The 18,735-nt window shown below is 58.8% G+C and carries 15 protein-coding genes; 10 read left to right on the plus strand and 5 right to left on the minus strand.

Annotated elements, in window-relative coordinates; translation table 11 throughout:
* Positions 1 to 3 precede the first annotated feature (3 nt).
* The gene (locus BJF91_RS07870) at positions 4 to 1,437 is read right to left on the minus strand and encodes an FAD-linked oxidase C-terminal domain-containing protein (RefSeq protein ID WP_075614519.1); all 1,434 of its coding nucleotides are present in this window, start codon (positions 1,435 to 1,437) and stop codon (positions 4 to 6) included.
* A 127-nt stretch (positions 1,438 to 1,564) separates the two neighbouring features.
* Positions 1,565 to 3,487 carry a putative bifunctional diguanylate cyclase/phosphodiesterase gene (locus tag BJF91_RS07875; RefSeq protein ID WP_162843844.1) on the minus strand — a complete coding sequence of 641 codons (1,923 nt, stop codon included), beginning with the start codon at positions 3,485 to 3,487 and terminating at the stop codon, positions 1,565 to 1,567.
* A gap of 342 nt (positions 3,488 to 3,829) precedes the next feature.
* Between BJF91_RS07875 and BJF91_RS07880 the strand changes: the two genes are divergently transcribed.
* Positions 3,830 to 4,723 carry a LysR family transcriptional regulator gene (locus BJF91_RS07880; RefSeq protein WP_075613954.1) on the plus strand — a complete coding sequence of 298 codons (894 nt, stop codon included), beginning with the start codon at positions 3,830 to 3,832 and terminating at the stop codon, positions 4,721 to 4,723.
* 7 nt (positions 4,724 to 4,730) lie between these two features.
* Here the strand turns inward: BJF91_RS07880 and BJF91_RS07885 are convergent, their stop codons facing one another.
* Positions 4,731 to 6,137 carry a DUF6880 family protein gene (locus BJF91_RS07885; RefSeq protein WP_075613955.1) on the minus strand — a complete coding sequence of 469 codons (1,407 nt, stop codon included), beginning with the start codon at positions 6,135 to 6,137 and terminating at the stop codon, positions 4,731 to 4,733.
* A gap of 427 nt (positions 6,138 to 6,564) precedes the next feature.
* Here BJF91_RS07885 and BJF91_RS07890 point away from each other — a divergent pair, with 427 nt between their 5' ends.
* The 5 genes from BJF91_RS07890 (at position 6,565) to BJF91_RS07910 (ending at position 12,380) form a co-directional block, all read left to right on the plus strand.
* Positions 6,565 to 7,053 (plus strand): NUDIX hydrolase, encoded by a 489-nt coding sequence (locus tag BJF91_RS07890; RefSeq protein ID WP_184412810.1) that lies wholly within the window; start codon positions 6,565 to 6,567, stop codon positions 7,051 to 7,053.
* Positions 7,054 to 7,350: 297 nt separating this feature from the next.
* On the plus strand, positions 7,351 to 8,862 hold the full coding sequence (locus BJF91_RS07895; protein WP_075613956.1) for an inorganic phosphate transporter: 1,512 nt from the start codon (positions 7,351 to 7,353) through the stop codon (positions 8,860 to 8,862).
* Between the two features lie 21 nt (positions 8,863 to 8,883).
* The gene (locus tag BJF91_RS07900; protein WP_075613957.1) at positions 8,884 to 9,621 is read left to right on the plus strand and encodes a 16S rRNA (uracil(1498)-N(3))-methyltransferase; all 738 of its coding nucleotides are present in this window, start codon (positions 8,884 to 8,886) and stop codon (positions 9,619 to 9,621) included.
* Between the two features lie 142 nt (positions 9,622 to 9,763).
* On the plus strand, positions 9,764 to 11,137 hold the full coding sequence (locus tag BJF91_RS07905; RefSeq protein ID WP_075613958.1) for a glutamate--cysteine ligase: 1,374 nt from the start codon (positions 9,764 to 9,766) through the stop codon (positions 11,135 to 11,137).
* A 346-nt stretch (positions 11,138 to 11,483) separates the two neighbouring features.
* Positions 11,484 to 12,380: a DUF937 domain-containing protein gene (locus tag BJF91_RS07910; RefSeq protein ID WP_075613959.1), complete on the plus strand. Its 897-nt coding sequence runs from the start codon at positions 11,484 to 11,486 to the stop codon at positions 12,378 to 12,380.
* A gap of 105 nt (positions 12,381 to 12,485) precedes the next feature.
* On the opposite strand, the gene BJF91_RS07915 is transcribed toward BJF91_RS07910, so the two are convergent.
* Positions 12,486 to 12,851, minus strand: a complete 366-nt coding sequence (locus BJF91_RS07915) for a DUF1127 domain-containing protein (RefSeq protein WP_075613960.1) — start codon at positions 12,849 to 12,851, stop codon at positions 12,486 to 12,488.
* Positions 12,852 to 13,080: 229 nt separating this feature from the next.
* Here BJF91_RS07915 and BJF91_RS07920 point away from each other — a divergent pair, with 229 nt between their 5' ends.
* Positions 13,081 to 14,034, plus strand: a complete 954-nt coding sequence (locus tag BJF91_RS07920) for a LysR substrate-binding domain-containing protein (RefSeq protein ID WP_075613961.1) — start codon at positions 13,081 to 13,083, stop codon at positions 14,032 to 14,034.
* A gap of 19 nt (positions 14,035 to 14,053) precedes the next feature.
* Here the strand turns inward: BJF91_RS07920 and BJF91_RS07925 are convergent, their stop codons facing one another.
* Positions 14,054 to 14,737, minus strand: coding sequence for a TetR/AcrR family transcriptional regulator (locus BJF91_RS07925; RefSeq protein WP_083943230.1), 684 nt, complete (start codon positions 14,735 to 14,737; stop codon positions 14,054 to 14,056).
* 354 nt (positions 14,738 to 15,091) lie between these two features.
* On the opposite strand from BJF91_RS07925, the gene BJF91_RS07930 reads away from it, so the two are divergent.
* The 3 genes from BJF91_RS07930 (at position 15,092) to BJF91_RS07940 (ending at position 18,643) form a co-directional block, all read left to right on the plus strand.
* Entirely contained in the window at positions 15,092 to 15,997 is a 906-nt protein-coding gene (locus tag BJF91_RS07930; RefSeq protein WP_075614521.1) for a hydrogen peroxide-inducible genes activator, read from the plus strand.
* A gap of 163 nt (positions 15,998 to 16,160) precedes the next feature.
* The gene (gene guaB, locus BJF91_RS07935; RefSeq protein WP_075614522.1) at positions 16,161 to 17,648 is read left to right on the plus strand and encodes an IMP dehydrogenase; all 1,488 of its coding nucleotides are present in this window, start codon (positions 16,161 to 16,163) and stop codon (positions 17,646 to 17,648) included.
* A gap of 119 nt (positions 17,649 to 17,767) precedes the next feature.
* Entirely contained in the window at positions 17,768 to 18,643 is an 876-nt protein-coding gene (locus BJF91_RS07940) for a dienelactone hydrolase family protein (RefSeq protein WP_075613963.1), read from the plus strand.
* Positions 18,644 to 18,735 lie beyond the last annotated feature (92 nt).

Genomic DNA, 18,735 nt, shown 5'->3' on the forward strand with positions numbered 1-18,735 from the left:
CGCTCACGTCCGGCCCTCCAGCGGGAATACTTTGCTGGGGTTGAGCAGCCAATCGGGATCGAAGGCGGCGCGCACGGCCATCTGCTGTGCAAGATCCTGATCGCTATATTGATGGCGCATCAAATCGCGCTTTTCGATGCCGACGCCATGCTCGCCGGTGAGACAGCCGCCGGCATCCACGCAAAGTTTCAGGATCTCGTTGCCGGCAGCTTCGGCGCGGGCGGCATCGTCAGGATCGTTGATGTTGTAGAGGATCAGCGGGTGCATGTTGCCATCGCCAGCATGAAAGACGTTGGCGACCCGCAAGCCATAGCGGTCAGTGATTTCGGAAGTCTTCCTGAGCACATAGGCCAATTGGCTAAGCGGCACCGTGCCATCCATACAGATATAATCCGCAATCCGCCCCGTGGCGCCAAAAGCGGATTTACGGCCTTTCCAGATCAGCGCCGCTTCGGTAGCCGACTGGCTCTCGCGCACGGTCTTGACACCATGCTGCCTGGCGATGTCACAAATTGCGGCCAGCATCGCCTCCATCTCGGCCTCCGAGCCCTCGACCTCGACGATCAACAGCGCTTCGACATCCATGGGATAGCCGGCATGGGCGAAAGCCTCGCAGATATCGATGGCCGGCTTGTCCATGAACTCGATTGCGACAGGCACGATGCCGGCGGCAATGATATCGGCAACGCAGGTGCCGGCGGCCTCGGCGCTGTCGAAGCCGAACAGCACGGGCCGCGCCCCTTCCGGTTTGGCCAGCAGCCGCACCGTTGCCTCCGTGACGATGCCGAGTTGCCCCTCCGAGCCACAGATCACGCCGAGAAGGTCATAACCGCCGCTGTCGAGAGCCTTGCCGCCGAGTTCGATCACCGTACCGTCGATCAGCACCATCTTCACGCCAAGCAGATTGTTGGTCGTAACCCCGTATTTCAGACAGTGGGCGCCACCGGAATTCATGCCGATATTGCCACCAATGGTGCAGGCAAGCTGTGAACTCGGATCCGGGGCATAGAAGAAACCCTGGGCCCCGACCGCTTCTGAAATCGACAGATTGGTCACCCCCGCCTGGACTGTGGCGCAGCGGTTGAGAAAATCCACGTCGATGATCCGGGTCATCGCCGAAAGGCCGATGACAACAGCATCCTCCTGCGGAATGGCACCGCCGCAAAGCGAAGTGCCCGCACCGCGCGGGATGACGGGGATCTTATGCGTGTGGCAATAGCCGAGAACGGAGGCGACCTGCTCGGTCGTCTCCGGAAGCGCCACGCAAAGCGGCCGACGGCGATAGGCCAGATAGCCGTCGGTCTCGAAGGGAACGAGCTCCCGAGGCTTATGAATCAACCGGTTCGAAGGCAGGAACGCGGACAAGTCAGCGACGATCTGTTCGCGCCGATCTAGAATTCCAGAGTCGGGCGTCAGAAAAGCAATCGTGTCGGCCATGGTCTCCTCCCGCGGTTCCACTGATTGCGCCACCTTATCGTTGCCGGTCAAATCCTCAAATGGAATTTGATCAAAGACGGCATGGCGGGCGTTGCAGCTGTGGAACAGCAGGCACAAAAGACTGCCGTCAGATACGGTGTCTGCGCTTGGTCTGACCGCCTTCAAGCCAGAACTGCACCATCTCTGCGGGCATAGGCTCGCTATACAGGAAGCCCTGCACCACCTCCGCCCCCATGCGTTTCAAAACGGCGGCCTGCCCTTCCGTCTCGACACCTTCCACGATGACATCAAGTCCGATGTCCTGCGATAACGCTATCACTGATCGCACGATCTTCTGGCTTGCGGCTGACGTCTCTATGTTCTGTACGAAACTCCTGTCGATTTTAAGCTTCGTCAAAGGCATATTGTGCACCTGGCTCAAGCTGGAATAGCCGGTACCAAAATCGTCCAGGGCGACGCCGACGCCGAACTGGCGCAAAAGCGCAACGGAAGCACGGGCCTGTTCGACATCCTGCATGACGGCGGTTTCGGTAATCTCGAAGACGATGGATGCCGGGTTAACTTGGCCGGCCTCGATGATGGCGATCAAACGCAACACGCCCTCCCGGCTGGTCAGATCGTTGGCGGAGAGATTAAAGGACAGGAAAGTGCCCGCCGGCCAGTTCACCGCCTGCTCCAGCGCCATTTTCAGCAAATGCCGGGTTATGAAGCCGATCCGACCGGTATGTTCGGCAATCGGCACGAATTGCGCAGGCGACACCGGGCCGACCGTTAGGCTGATCCAGCGGGCCAGAGCTTCGAAGCCGAGACAACGGCCGGAGACGAGATCGACGATTGGCTGGTAGAAAAGCGAGATTTCCTCCGTCAGGTTGGCCGTCAGGAAGGCTTCCTCCACCGCTTTCTGGCGCGACATTTCCAGCGCTTGTGCGCCTTCAAATATGATCGTACCGCCCCGCCGCTGCCGCTTGGCGCTGTAGAGGGCATAGTCCGCCTTCTCATAGATTTCCTGGCCGCTTGCCCCGTCCGTGGGATAGACGGCAAAGCCGACCGAGCCGGTGACCTGGACGGAACCAGCTCCGATCGCGATTGGCAGGCAGACGACGGCGCAGACTTCAGCACCAATCTTTTCAAGCTTTTCCCGGGAGATCGGTCCATCGATGACAAGGCCGAATTCGTCGCCTCCAAGCCGCGCCACGAGCCAATCTTGCCCGGAAAGAACTCTCAGCCGTTCGGCAATATCGACGAGCACCTTATCGCCCGCTGAATGACCGTGCAGGTCGTTAACGGGCTTGAAGCCATCGAGATCCAACACGCCGACAGCAAAGCTGAAGTCACTGTCCCGCGCCTGGGTAAAGGCACGATCGACGGTATCAAAGAAGCTGCGCCGGTTCGGCACCAAGGTCAGACTGTCGAGATTGGCCAGCCGCAGATTTTCGTCCGAAAGGCGGGTGATCGCTTCATTCTGTTCCTTCAGCGCCTCCTTGCGTTGATGCATCGCCTGACGCGTCGTGTAGAGATGCTCGAAATCCTTGTACTGGCTCAGAAGAATGGAAATGAGGGCGCAACTGACCAAAGCAACGTTGACGCCCGTTGCCATCAGGGTCTGTTCGCCGGTGGCCACGAAAAAGACCGTGATGGCGACATTAACGATGATTGCCACAATGAAGGCAGCCGAACGCAGGTTCATCAGACAGAAAATGCAGCCGACAACGGTAATTGCCATGAAGAATGCGACATGGGCGCGGTGATAGGCATCACCGTAAGGCAAGAGGCTTAGAGACCAGAAGGAGCAGAACACCGCAATCGGCGCCGCCAGCCAATTGGTCGAGCGCAGGCGCCGATAGGCCGTGGCCGCATCGATCGGCTGCTTGCGCCGCCACCACCAGAGGCCCGTGCGGATCACACAAAGGAATATGAAGCCCCCGGAGAGATCCCGCGTTAGCAAAGCCGGAGCAAGATGCCAGTGGGTCCAGCACAGCGAAATCATGTTGGTGACCAGGATAAAATACAAAAGCGGTATCTGCTTGGAAAAGGCTTGATACTGCGCCAAAGTAAGGTCCGGGTTGTCGTTCGGTACCGTGAAAAAACGAAGCAAAGCGGTCGTCAGCCGTCGCGAAGAGAATGAAACAGACATTGGCTGGAGGCTCACGGCTGGAATTCGTCGATCTAAAAGCGAAACTAAAATAGAATAGGTTAAAATAACGGAAGCTTATTCGGTGGCAATTTGGGTTCACTTGACGCAGGGGCACACTCGATCGCACCAAAATCTGCAAGGTTTTGCCCGGCTGAGGCGGTGCGGACTTTGGGCACGATTGATCCATCGGCGGCGCCATTCGAGAACAGCAACGCCCTAGATTCAACGATATGACACGACGATCAAGGCAAGCACGATATGACGCATTTGGGCGATCTTGAGATCTTCTGCCGGGTCATTGCCCTTGGCAGCATGACGCTTGCCGGTCGCGAGCTCGGTCTGTCGCCAGCTGTCGTTTCAAAGCGGATCAAGCGGCTAGAGGAAAAGCTTGGCACACGGCTTATTCAGCGCACCACACGGCAACTGTCGCTCACCGAGGCCGGCCAAGGCTTCTACGACCGCGTTCTATCCGTACTGTCGGGCCTGGAAGAGGCGGAAGCCTTCGCGGCGGGACGTTCAAGCGCTGTCTCCGGCATCCTCAAGGTTTCGGCGCCAACCTCCTTTGGGCGCATGCATGTAGCGCCGCATTTGAAACCATTTCTGGAAGAGCATCCGCATCTGGCACTGCAACTGGTCCTCAGCGACGAGCTCAGCGATATCGTCGGTGGTGGGTTCGATCTGGCGATCCGTATCGCCGCGCCAGCGGATTCCTCCCTGGTTGCCCGCAAGCTAGCACCGGTACGCCGCGTGCTCTGCGCCAGCGCCGATTACGTGGAAAGACAGGGCGCGCCGGACACGCTTGATGACCTGAAACAGCATCAATGCCTGCCCGCCCACAACAACGAGAGCTGGCGGCTGGTCGGTCCGCAAGGACCAGTCAATTACCGCCCGGATGGGCGGTTGATAACGAATTCCAGCGAAGTGATCCGCGAGGCCGTGCTCTCAGGCCTTGGCATCGCGTTGCGCTCGACCTGGGATATCGGGGCGGAGTTGAGATCAGGCCGGTTGGTGCGCGTGCTTCCAAATTATGAAGGCGCGCGCAATATTTCCCTCTCGGCAGTTTATCCCAGTCGGCAGTTCCTGCCGGCCAAGGTAAGGTTGTTCATCGACTATCTTGCAAACCTGTATGGCCCAATACCCTACTGGGAATAGCAGGCCATCAACGCAAATCGTTGGGCACGAGAGACCAGAACGAATATTTTTTGCCGTGCCTGGTCCGTAGCTTCCTCATATAGTCTTCATGCTCGGCGCGGCTGATGCTGCCGCCGGACTGCTCCGTGAGATAATCCATGGACGCAATATAACTTGCAGCTGCCAGATAGGCCTCGGAGACACCGCGCCTGAGAATGTCATCGACAAGCGCCCGGTAGAGCACAATGGCCGCTGCAACCTGTTCATCGGCAAGCAATTCGGCCGCTTCCGACAGGATTTTATAGTGCCGCCCGTCCCAGTTGCGTGCATTATCGACAACCAGTTTGGCAGCGAGATCGAGTTTCGGCCAGTGGATCAGGAACCACAGAGCCTTGTGGATATCCTTGTCGCCCATGACGAGGTTGAACGCCTTGTCCATTTCCTCGAACTCGGCGAAATCGTCGAGCTTCGATATGTAGGTCCGCAGCACGGCGGGCTCGAATGTCTCCACAAACTCTCGCCAACGCAAAGCCTGCGCATCGTCGCGCCGTTTCAGGCGCTCCAGGATGTCAGCCTCCAGCAGTTTGCGCTCGCCCATGCCAAATTCCGGCCCGACAGCACCCCTGACACCGTTGACGTCAACCACCCGCATGCCCTTCGGCCTTCGGCGAACCCATTCCAGCGCCGGCTCAAAGCGCCCGGCTTCAAACAGGTATTGCGCCAATCCAAAACTGTCCTGATGCAGTTCGGGTTTGAGTTCCTCCAGGCGCATCGCCTCGTCAAAATCCTTGCGCTTCATGGCAAGTGCCTGCAACAGGTTGAGAACCCGCACTTGATCCTTGTCCTTGCCAAGGCCGCGTTCCAGCAACTGGCGCCATTCGTTGGCAGCATCCGGCTCCAGCACGGGGATAAGCCGGGAAAAGATATCGCCAAGTTCGCCATAGCGATCCTGACCCCTCACCTTGTCCAATACAGGCACTAGCCGGACCTGATGCGCCGGCGTGAGGGCGGCAATCATTGAAACAGTGGCGGTGTCGATCTCTTCGCCTAGCTTTTCGATCTTGGCGCTGCGGTCATAAAGGCGCCTCATGATCCCGAGCAGCACGGCCATCATCCGCACCATTCGCTCGGCGGCCGCCACAGGATCATCGCGGAGTTCACCGCTGATGGTGCGCACAAGCCCCCCGAGTTCGGCAGCGAGTTCACGCGCACGGTTGGCGGTGATGCGAGAAGCGGAACGCTCTATCTGATCCAGCCGCTTGTCGATGCGGGCGATGATCTTGTCAGAACCGCCGGCGCCGGCAAGAGCCGCCTGCAGGCGCAGCTTCAGCGCCTTGTTGGCCTGCGCTTCATCCAGCAGGATATCGGCCAGTTTTTCCGCGCCAAGCGACGCCAGGCCGGCGCGGTCGAATTTTACAGTCGCTTTCTTTGCCATATTCCTCTCGCCATCGGGGCTGCCGATACCTTGGGCAACAGACCCCCTGTCGACATATGCTCGGCAAAAACCATCGGGCGATGGCATTGCGATATCCTGCGGACGGACACGCGCCGAGCGAAAGCAACAGAAGCCAAATCCCGCCAAAATGCAAATCGGCTTGCACCGCGAACCAGAACAAACGGCCGGGTCCTAAACGAGCGCAACGTCTGATTATCATGCAGCAAGGGGTGTGAAGTGCGTCAGGTGCATGACAGGTTGCCAATCATAATTGTTGCATAAGGCAGCATCTGCGCATTATTAAAACACTAGCGAAATAGCGAATCGTCTTTTCTTCGCATCAAAAATTTTCGCAGACCCCTAAAATGCCTACCAACTTTTGCGAGAATCTCGTATATTCTCGATTATTAAAATATGGATTCGTAGATTGGCCGTTTTAAACCGCATCGTATCTGAACTGGAATTGATGTTTCGGCGTCCGCCGAAGCAGCAGTTTGGTGCGATCTGTTACCGGCAAGCCACCAATGGCGCTATCGAAGTCCTGCTGATCACCAGCCGTGATACAGGCCGGTGGGTCATTCCCAAGGGCTGGCCGATGGGGCCAAAGAAATCGCATCTGGTGGCCGAGCGCGAGGCCTACGAAGAAGCCGGGGTTAAAGGCAAGATTTCGAAAGACAGCATCGGCTCTTACTTCTACATGAAGGGCATGCCGGACGGGCTGAAAATCCCCTGCGAGGTGAAGGTCTATCTACTCGACGTACGCCAGATGCTCGAAGACTATCCGGAAAAAGGCTCGCGGACCATGGAATGGGTCAGTTGTGCCGAAGCGGCGGAACGCGTTCGGGAACCGCAGCTGAAACGGCTCTTTCACCTCGTCGCCCTTTCAAACCAACGTAATGCCGCAAACGCCGGCTGATTTGCCGCTCCCTGACATCATATGGTCATTGCTGACAGTTATTCACAATGCCGTTGGTATTGAAACTGCTCTTGCGAACGTCGGCAAGGCTTAAGCCACCGTGCGGCTTATCATGCCAGCGCAGCAGGCGCCCAAGTTTCTGCCCAAGAAACATCAGCGAAAACCATTTCTGATCCCCAGGTCGATACGCTATAGCAACCGCGAGACGATTTCGGGCCAATTTTTCCGCCGGGCGTTACACCTTGCGTGACGCAATATCGATCCGCACCCACAACGCTTTCAAGCGACCAGTTTAGGATGGCAGACATAGACAAGACCGCCAGAAACGCCAGACCGAAGCTGGATAAGGATCTCGAACGACTGACCTTTGTCGAGCGGGCGAACCTGCACGTAGCGCGCGGACTTGCGCCTTACGGAATGGCGCTGATCTTCCTGATCTTTGCCAGCGTTTTTGCACTCGGTTTTGCGGGCGGCCATCCAGGATCCGCAGTTCTGATCGCCGCAGCCGCACTTGCCGGCTATATGGCAATCAATATCGGCGCCAACGACGTCACCAACAATGTCGGCGCGGCTGTCGGCGCCAGGGCGATGACCATGACCGGCGCGCTGATCATGGCGGCGTTCTTCGAGATCGCAGGTGCCATGATTGCCGGCGGCGAGGTGACGGACACCATTGCTTCCGGCATCCTGACGCCTTCCCTGGTCGGCAATGCCCAAACCTTCATCTGGATCATGATGGCAGCCCTTCTGGCGGCAGCTTTCTGGATCAACCTGGCCACTTGGGCCAATGCCCCTGTTTCGACCACACACTCGATCGTTGGTAGCGTCATGGGCGCTGCAGCGGCAGCCATGGGGACATCCGCCGTCAATTGGCAGACGGTGCTGTCCATCACGGTAGGCTGGCTGATCTCACCCCTGCTCGGCGGCCTGATTGCCTCGGCGATGTTGTATCTCATCTACGACCTGATCGTCTATCGAGCGGACAAGATTGCCCAGGCCCGCCGCTGGCTGCCGGTGCTGATCGGGCTGATGGCCGGCTGTTTCAGCTGCTATCTAAGCCTGAAAACAACCGGCATGGGTTTTACCATTCTGTCCGATCGGGCGGTTCTGTTCGGGACGATCATCGGCATTCTGGCCTGGCTGCTTGCCATCCCCGTCATCCGCCGCCAGGCAGTGGGGCTGGAAAACCGCAATCAATCCCTGCGTCAGTTATTTCGCATGCCGTTGATCGGCGCAGCCGCGCTGCTGTCCTTCGCCCATGGCGCAAACGACGTGTCGAATGCCATTGGCCCGCTCGCGGCCATCGTCCACGCCCTTTTCGCCAACGACCTGCACACCCGCATGACGGCGCCCTTCTGGGTGGTGACGATCGGCGCGCTCGGCATTTCCGTCGGTCTTCTGCTGTTTGGCCCGCGACTGATCCGCCTCGTCGGCAGCAAGATCACCAAGCTCAATCCGATGCGGGCCTATTGCATCTCGCTGTCTTCAGGGATCACCGTGATCACGGCGTCAAAGCTGGGGCTGCCGGTCAGTTCCACCCATATCGCCATCGGCGCGGTTTTCGGACTTGGCTTCTTTCGCGAATGGTACAATCGCCATTCCCCCCGCCGGCTGGCCTATATGCAGATGAAATCGGCGGAATGGCAGTCGAAACCGCCAAAGCGGGTCAATCCCGACGAACTCAAGCGGCGCCAACTGGTTCGCCGCTCTCACATTTTGACGATCATGGGAGCATGGCTGGTGACGCTTCCCATTTCGGCGGGGCTTGCAGCGCTGATCTACAGCGTTATGTTCGCGCTGTTTCGATAAGCTGGGTTCCGGAAAAACGGCATGCGTGCAAATTATAAGATGCAGAGACTTTATGTCGAAGGGCAGCTTGCCGCTTCGACGCCCGTGGTCACTACGCCCGAACAATATAATTACCTTGCCAATGTCCTGCGCCTGACAGAGGGGGCTGAAGTGCTAGCCTTCAACGGACGCGATGGCGAATGGAACGCCCAGCTCGCCTTTCCAACCCGCAAGCGTATCGCCCTGATCCCGCAGCACCAGACCCGTCCGCAGCCAGAACCTGCCGACTTGGTGTTTCTGTTTGCGCCGCTGAAAGTCGGTCGGATGGATTATCTCGTGCAGAAAGCTGTGGAAATGGGTGCCGGCAAACTGCAGCCTGTCATGACCCAGCATGTGCAGGGCCGGATCGGCAGCCTGGAGAGGTTACAGGCCAATGTCGTGGAAGCCGCCGAGCAATGCGGCGTCCTGGCCGTGCCTCATGTGGCGCCACCAGCCAAGCTGAAGGACCTGCTCGAAACCTGGCCGTCTTCTCGACGAATCGTCTTTTGCGACGAAGACAGTGAGACCAACAATCCCTGGTCCGCACTGACAGGGATCCAGGAAAAGCAATTGGCGCTGCTGGTCGGGCCGGAAGGTGGATTTTCGGAAGAGGAACGGGTGCTGCTGCGCAGTCTCGATTTCGTCACGGCTATTCCGCTCGGCCCGCGCATCTTGCGCGCCGATACCGCCGCGGTTGCAGCCCTTGCCGTGCTCCAGGCCACCATTGGCGATTGGACCTGAACGCAAAACAGCCGAGATCCGGAAACGAGACTGCGCCTATTGTTCAGTATTGTTGAACGTCAAAATCATAGAATTCGCTTGCGCAGCCGCCGGAAGAAGCCCTATCACCCCGTTGGAAATCTAGCAGAACAAGGTTGTCTCAATGGCCCGCGATACCACCGATGACACGCCCCTGGCCTCGGTCGAGGAGATGGCCGCCTATATGGCTGCGGGCAGCAAGCCAAAAGAGGCCTTCCGCATCGGCACGGAACACGAGAAATTCGGCTTTTTCACCGCCGATCTCTCGCCTGTTCCCTATGCTGGTGAGGCAGGCATCGGTGCGCTGCTGGAAGGCATGCGCGACAAGCTCGGCTGGGAGCCGATCATCGATGCCGGCCATATCATCGGCCTTGCCGGCGGCAGTGGCGAGGGTGCAATCTCGATTGAGCCTGGCGGTCAGTTCGAGCTTTCAGGCGGGGCGCTCGAAACCTTGCACGATACGGCAGCCGAGACCCTGCATCACCTTGATACCCTGCGGCAGGTCGCCGAGCCGATGGGTATTCGCTTTCTCGGCATGGGTGGCAGCCCACTCTGGACACTTGCCGAGACGCCGCGGATGCCGAAGTCGCGCTATGACATCATGACCCGCTACATGCCGAAGGTCGGCACCAAGGGCCTGGACATGATGTATCGCAGTTCGACGATTCAGGTTAATCTCGACTTCTCCTCCGAGGCCGATATGCGCACCAAAATGCAGGTCTCGACCAAGCTGCAGTCGATCGCCATGGCGTTGTTTGCCGCCTCGCCGTTTACTGAGGGCAAGCCGAACGGCCTTCTGTCCTGGCGTGGCGATATCTGGCACGACACCGACAACCGCCGTTCGGGCGTATTGCCCTTCGTGTTCAAGCCGGATTTCAACTTCACCGACTACGTCGAATGGGCGCTTGATGTGCCAATGTATTTCGTGATGCGCGATGGCCGCTATCACGACTGTACCCACGTGACGTTCCGGCAGTTCATGGCCGGTGCCCTCAAGGGCGAAATCGCCGCCTGGCAGCCGACCATGGGCGACTGGACCAATCATCTCGGCACGCTGTTTCCCGATGTCCGCCTGAAGCGCTTTCTGGAAATGCGCCTGGCCGACGGCGGCCCGCAGAGCCACATCACCGCACTCTCGGCCCTCTGGGTCGGCTTGCTTTATGACGATGCGGCCTTGGCTGCCGCAGACGCGCTGACCGCGGATTGGGACTTCGAGACGGTCACTGCCTTGCGCGATCAGAGCCCGGCGCTAGGCCTTGGTGGCAAAGTCGCGGGTCGCCCAGTTCTCGAGATCGCCCGTGAGGTTCTCAGCCTATCGCGTGCAGGCCTTGCCGCTCGCGCCAGGCTGAACAGCGACGGCGAGGACGAATCGATCTACCTGCAGCCGCTCGAGGTCATTGCCGAGCGCGGCAAGACGCTCGCCGAAGATATGCTGGAGCTCTACCATGGCCCTTGGGACGGCAAGGTAGAGCCGGTGTTTGCAGCCTATCAGTATTGATTGAGAAGGCCGACATGCGCTGGCACGGCGACGATGCCGTGGCCGGCCGTGGCTGGCCGCTCCGGATTGTCGCAGCTCAACCGGCGCATCCGCACGCCGCCGATAAACCCTTGTGCATGCGTGAAAAAAAACGTTTGCAGGCGGATCTTTCCCGCTATAGTGGCTCTGCGTGATATCTCGCCGGCGCCTTCCGGGCACCTTGGCGGATCCCGCGCAGATGCACGGGACGTGAAAAACGGGCCGGGTCGTAGCGCACCATGTCGCTGTACCCGACGACGGATGCGGCCTCTCGACATCATCGACATGACCTTTGCCAATCAGGCTGCGCGCCGGGGAGCCAATCCATATGTTGCCACTGTTCGATATGCTATTGCGGGCCCAGAACGGTGCGGCAATGGACGCGATGGCCAAGCAGTTCGGTCTTGCCCAGGAACAGGTGGCGCAAGCGCTCGCCGCATTGACGCCAGCGTTTTCCTCCGGCTTCAAGCGCACGGCAGCCAATCCCTACGACCTGTCCAGCCTGTTTTCAGCGATGTCATCGGGCAACTATGCGCAGTATTTCGAGGATCTGGGTAAAGCCTTTACGCCGCAAGGCATTGCCGATGGCAACCAGGTTCTTCAGCAATTGTTCGGCTCCAAGGAAGTCTCGCGCGCCATTGCCGCGCAGGCGGCCCAAATCACCGGCATTGGCCAAGATATTCTCAAGCGTATGCTGCCGGCCATGGCCGATACGATCATGGGCGGCCTGTTCAAGCAAAGCCTTGGCCAGATGCAGCAGGCCGGCAATCCTTTCGCGGGTACGCCGATGGGGGACATGATGCAGCAATGGTTGCAGACAACGGGCTTTGCGCCGAAGCAACAGCCAAAGGTATCGGCCAATCCGTTCGACAATCCCTTCATTGCGGCCTGGCAGGAAATGATGGGCGTGAGCGCTGCCAAGGCACCGCCTCCGCCATCCAATCCGCTGATGGACAATCCTTTTGCCAAGGCCTGGCAGGAAATGGTCAATACGTCCTTTAGCCAGACCGCAAAACCTGCCGCCAAGCCCGATGCGCCAAAGCCGGAAGCCGAGGCCAGCAAATCGATGATGGACCTCGTCAACACCATGTTCGACAGCGGCTTGGAAGTGCAGAAGAACTACCAAAAGAGCATGGAACAGATATTTGACGGCTATGTCACCAAGTCTGGCGAAGCGGGTGGCAAGAGTGGAAAGCAGAGCGGCGCATCCGACAAGACGGACTAAGCTGCAGAGTGACAGTCAGGCATAAAAAGACCCGGCAACAGAGGCTGTTGCCGGGCAAATGCAGGGCAGATTGGCTTTTCGCCCTGCGGGGATAATTTGGAACGTTCAGCCCTGAGAGAGAGCCTCCAGCCGTTCAACCTGGATTCTGTCGTTGACATAGGCAAGTCTCGGCCTCTGCCGCTTTGGAACAGGCATCTGCGTACGGGCCTTGGCGCGGACGGTGCGGGCCAGTTCAACAGATGGATCGTCTAGCAAACCGCAACGAGCGAGCCCGGAATTGAACTCCGCTCGGGTGAGGCCGAGATCGTCGAGGAGATAATCGTCGAGTTCCCCGAGCCTTTGAGCCGCAATGCGATTGGTAATCGCCATGTACACAGACGTCACCTTTTTCACCATTGCCCGGAACGCTGCGGTAACCGCGCCTTCCCTCGAGGGAAAAAAATGCTCGGTGATCTGTCTGGTCGTGCGCATGACGATGGTCCTTTCTGAATTCGGCACGAGAAGGTGCGTCCGCGCCTGCTGCCAGTGCGAGAAACGCCATGAAGGGGTTGGAGGAGGCGGCAGACGTAGAAAGGAGAAACTGTCTCCCGATCTGCGGCATCGGTTGATGTTTTGCAGTTCTTCATATGCCGAATTGCTATTGATCAGTCCAACGAATGTTTCTAATAGTAATCATCAATAGACCTGATGGAACATCGCCATGTCCGCACCGCTCGATACCGACCAGCTGCAAACATTTATCGCTATTGTTGATACCGGCAGTTTTACCAAGGCGGCGGGTCGGGTTTTCAAGACCCAATCGGCGGTTTCCATGCAGATGCGCCGCCTTGAAGAGCGGATCGGCAAGCAGCTATTCATCAAGGACGGGCGTGGCAACCGGCTGACGGCAGAGGGCGAAAAGCTTTTGAACTATGCCCGCAGGATCGTGCGGCTGAGCACGGAAGCGATTGCCGCCTTCGACGACAATCGCCTGGAAGGCACGCTGCGTATTGGCACGCCTGATGATTATGCCGACCGCTATATGCCCGAGATTATCGGCCGTTTCGCCAAGACCCATCCGAATGTCGAACTTTATATCGTGTGCGAGCCTTCGATGGACTTGGCCGAAAAGATGGCCAAGGGCGAACTCGACATTGCGTTGGTGACCCACAATCCCGCCACACGGCAATCAGACGTAATGCGTACAGAGCCGCTCTGCTGGGTCGCGTCTGCCAATCACCCCTTGCGGGAGGGCATGCCCGTGCCGCTCGCGGTTGGCAAGCGCGACTGTATCTGGCGACAGCTTGCCTGCGCAGCGCTCGATGCCGATGGCCGCGAATACCAGATCCTGTTCACCAGTTGGTCGTCTACCGTCGTCGCGTCGGCCGTTCTCGCCGGACTTGCGGTTTCGGTCCTGCCTGAGTCGGCGCTGCGGACAGGCATGAAGGTCCTGAGCCAGGCGGACGGCTTTCCTCCCCTGCCCCCGGTGCAGATCGGCATCATGAAACGGCCGGGAATGTCGCCATCGTTGATGAATGCCATCACCGATCACATCGCCGCCTGCCTCGACAACATCAATCCGGCGGCAATCGAAGACGATCTCGATGGTGACACCAAAAACTTCATGCGCAGCTATCCGCGTCTGCGCCCCGGCCATATGTTGCCGGGTTGGTGAAGGCGGTCCAGGCCCAAACTTACGCTTGCTGAAACAACATCGTGCAAACGGCGGATTTCCATTCGTCGAGCATAGCTCCGGCGCGTTCATGACCTAGCGCGACGCAGCGAAACACTGATCCGGTCAGGATGGCGGCCAGCATGAACCGATTCTGCTTGGCCGCGCCATCACGCCCGCCCGCAAAAGGGCCGAGTCGGGTCAACGTCAGCGTGCCGATGTCCTGCTGCGCCTTGTATTGCAAGATCTCAAGATCGGGATCCGTCGACAGGGCAATCCACATTTCCCGACAGACCGGATTGTCACGATGCAATTGCGCCACGTGGTCGATCAGGTCCATCAAACGCATACGCGCATCGTTCTCATCCCTGATATCCGTTAACCTGCTGGCAATATCCTGCATCATCGCACCCAGACGCTGGTCGAGGATAGCCCGAAGCACCGCTGCCTTCTGAGGAAAGAATTGGTAGACCGAACCGACGGGCACCCCGGCTTCAGCGGCAATATCGGTCATGCGCAAATGGGAAAATCCATGACGGGCCAGCAGTAACTCCGCCGAAGTCAGAATGGATTCGACGCGCTTGATGCTGCGTTTCTGTTTAGGTTGCTTGCGCGGCTCGATCCGTGCGTTGTCGTTCGGCATATTCATCGCCGTCACCACCCCATCATATCCCATGAATATCTTCCACATCATGTGGAACATCATTGGCGGCTCTATTGGAAGGGTGTTCAGTTTTGATTAATGCAAAGAGGTAAACCCATGTAAAACAGGGGGCCGAAAACTGTATCAAAACAGCTCCCGGCCTCCCGCTTATGAGACAGATACGTGTAGGGCGTTCAGCGGCGGCGCTGACCGTATCTGCCTCATAGACCTGAGCACCGACTGAAATCCGCGGGATTGAACGGTGGAGCAAGGCCGTTGCGCCGGTTTGAAACAAACCAGTCGCCTGTGCTGCTCTTCACTCCCTGGTGCTCGTTTTTTCTGTTATCCAGATTGTCCCATTGACGACCGATAAGTTCAAATCGTATTTACAAAGCGTCTCAATCGGAAAAACTTATGATGCTTACCATTCGTCAAATGCGATATTTTGATGCGCTTGCCGCGACACTGCATTTCGGGCGCGCGGCTGACATCGTCCATGTCAGCCAACCGGCGCTATCGGCGCAGATCATGGAAATGGAGCGGCATCTTGGGGTGATGCTGATAGAACGAACCCGGGCGAACACCATCCTGACCGCCAAGGGGCAGGAAATCCTTGCCCATGTCCGCGAAGTGCTGGCGGGGATCGATCGGCTGGAACACGCGGCGCGCAACAACGGCGGGACGCTGGAGGGCCTGGTCAGGATAGGAATCATTCCGACAGTTGCCCCCTATATGGTGCCGCGCATGGTGCCTTATCTGCGCGCGCGCCATCCGCTCATCGAAATCGAGCTGAAGGAAGCCGTCACCGACCGACTGCTGTCCGATCTCAATGACGGCAGGCTTGACGCCGTTGTGGCCGCCCTTCCCGTTGAGGCAGATAATCTCACTTGCCGGAGCCTGTTGATCGACAGGTTTTTCATGGCGGTAGCAGATAACGATAGCGATGTGTTGATGTCGCCGTTGGTCGAAGCCGATGTCGATGCCGACAGGCTGCTGCTGCTGGAGGAAGGCCATTGCCTGCGCGATCAGGCGCTGGCCGTCTGCAAGACCGCCAGCCGGCGCAGCATGGTCAATTTCGGCGCCACCTCGATGGCTACCCTACTGCAAATGGTGTCCCACGATATGGGAATGACGTTGGTTCCGGAAATGGCACTGGAAACAGAAGTTAACCGCAACAAGATCCGCATCATCCCCTTCACGGAACCACAGCCTTATAGGGAAATCGGCTTGATCTGGCGGCGCTCCAGCGCCCGCCATGCCGATATGGACGCGCTTGCCGACGGGCTCGCCGCAAGTGTCAGGGGTAACAGTGACATGGCGTAACAGCCAAGAGTGCAGCAGGTGCTACATTGCGTGCTTTTGCTATTCCCTTCCTGTCATGAACGTGTTACCTGCCCTCGCCAACTTCCAAGCATTACATGCAAAGGAATCCAGGAAAGAGTCGCTTTTCTGGAGGACTCTGCCTATTCACATGAAGGATATTGGCATGGCACGGATCGTAATTTCGGCAACCGGCGCGGAAGCGCTTACCTTCGACGACGTTCTCCTGCAGCCCGGACATTCGGAAATCCTTCCGGGCCAGACGAATATCTCCACCCGGATCGCCAAGGACATCGAGCTGTCGCTGCCCATCCTGTCCTCGGCCATGGATACGGTCACGGAAAGCCGCCTGGCAATTGCCATGGCCCAGGCCGGCGGCATCGGTGTTATCCATCGCAATCTCACCCCGATTGAGCAGGCCGAAGAAGTTCGTCAGGTCAAGAAGTTCGAAAGCGGCATGGTGGTCAACCCGGTCACCATCCACCCCGACGCAACACTTGCCGAAGCACTCTCGCTGATGAAGTCGCACGGCATTTCCGGCATTCCTGTCGTCGAACACGGCGGCCGCCCGGGCCGGTTGGTCGGCATTCTCACCAACCGCGACGTCCGCTTCGCCTCGGATCATTCCCAGAAGATCCATGAGCTGATGACCAAGGACAACCTCATCACCGTCCGGGACGGTGTCGACCAGCAGGAAGCAAAGCGTCTCCTGCATAGCCACCGCATCGAGAAGCTGCTGGTGATCGACAATGAGCGCCGCTGCGTCGGCCTTATCACCGTGAAAGACATTGAGAAGTCGCAGCTCAACCCCCATGCCGCCAAGGACGCCCAGGGCCGGCTTCGGGTCGCCGCTGCGATTTCCACCGGCGATGATGGCCGCGAGCGCGCCGAACGGTTGATCGATGCAGGCGTCGACGTGATCGTTGTCGACACCGCCCATGGCCATTCGCAGAAAGTTCTCGACGCCGTCACGGCCGTGAAGAAGATGTCGAATTCGGTCCGCATCATCGCCGGCAATGTCGCTACAGGTTCCGGTACCCGCGCGCTGATCGACGCGGGCGCAGATTCCATCAAGGTCGGCATCGGCCCGGGCTCGATCTGCACCACCCGCGTCGTCGCTGGCGTCGGCGTTCCGCAGCTCGCCGCCGTTATGGCAGCCGTGGAAGAAGCCGCAAAGAGCGATATCCCCGTCATTGCCGATGGCGGCATCAAGTTCTCGGGTGACCTTGCCAAGGCGATTGCCGCCGGAGCTTCTGCCGTCATGGTTGGCTCGCTGCTGGCCGGCACCGATGAAAGCCCGGGCGAAGTCTATCTCTACCAGGGCCGCTCCTTCAAAGCCTATCGCGGCATGGGCTCGGTTGGCGCCATGGCGCGCGGCTCGGCGGATCGCTACTTCCAGGCCGAAGTGCGCGACACGCTGAAGCTGGTGCCCGAGGGCATCGAAGGCCAGGTGCCGTACAAGGGTCCGGTCTCGGCCGTGCTGCATCAGCTGGCCGGTGGCCTCAAGGCAGCCATGGGCTATGTCGGCGGCAAGGACATCAAGGACTTCCAGGACAAGGCGACTTTCGTACGCATTTCCGGTGCTGGCCTGCGCGAAAGCCATCCGCATGGCGTGACGATCACTCGGGAAAGCCCGAACTATCCGGGCGCGTGACCCTGCCCGGCCGGTATATTCCGCCGGATAACGCATAAGTGTGCATAAAAACCCGGATCGGCATTGGATGCCGGTCCGGGTTTTCTATTTTCTCAGCAGTCAAACCGTGGAGGACATCAATGGACAAGCCGACAATCAGCCAGGCGATGATCAATGCATATGATGAATACACGCATTTGAGCCTCGACCGACGAGGCTTTATGGACAAACTGACCAAGCTCGCCGGATCAGGCGCCGCAGCCGCTGCAATCATGCCGCTGCTCGCAGCCAACAAGGCCAACGCTGCCCTGACACCAGAGAACGATGAGCGGCTGACCACGTCAATGGTCACCTATCCCGGCGCAGGCGGCGAGATGAAAGGCTATTTGGCAACCCCGAAGGACGCCAAGGCACCGCTGCCCGGCGTAATCGTCATCCACGAAAATCGAGGCCTTAATCCGCATATCGAGGATGTCACCCGCCGGCTGGCGCTGGAAGGGTTCGCGGCACTGGCACCCGACTTTCTTTCGCCGCTCGGCGGCACGCCCGACGACGAGGACAAGGCCCGCGACCTGTTTCCCAAACTCGACCTTGGCTCAACCGTGAACAACGCGGAGGCCAGCCGCGCCTATCTCGCGTCACAAAAGAGCGTCAACGGCAAGGTCGGCGCCGTCGGTTTTTGCTGGGGCGGCGGCATTGTCAACCGGCTGGCAATCGCTTCTCCGGCGCTTGGCGCGGGCGTTGCCTATTATGGTGCTCAGCCACCGGCCGAACAGGTGCCGGCCATCGTCGCCCCGCTGATGCTGCATTATGCGGGCCTCGACGAGCGCATCGATGCCGGGATAGACGCCTATCGCAAGGCATTGCAGGACAATGGCAAATCTTTCGAGATCTTCGTCTATGACGGCGTCAACCACGCCTTCAACAACGACACTTCAGCCGCCCGCTACGATAAGGCTGCCGCCGATCTTGCCTGGTCGCGCACCGTGGCGTTTCTGAAGAAAAACCTCGCGTGAGCTAGGGACTAACGAAGAAAGCAGAGCGGTTTGATATCAATCAAAACGCTGTCGACCGCTCTGCTCTAGGTTTTCTCCATGGTCGGCGCAGA

This window comes from Gillisella taibaishanensis (assembly GCF_001938985.1).
Lineage (GTDB): Bacteria > Pseudomonadota > Alphaproteobacteria > Rhizobiales > Rhizobiaceae > Allorhizobium > Allorhizobium taibaishanense.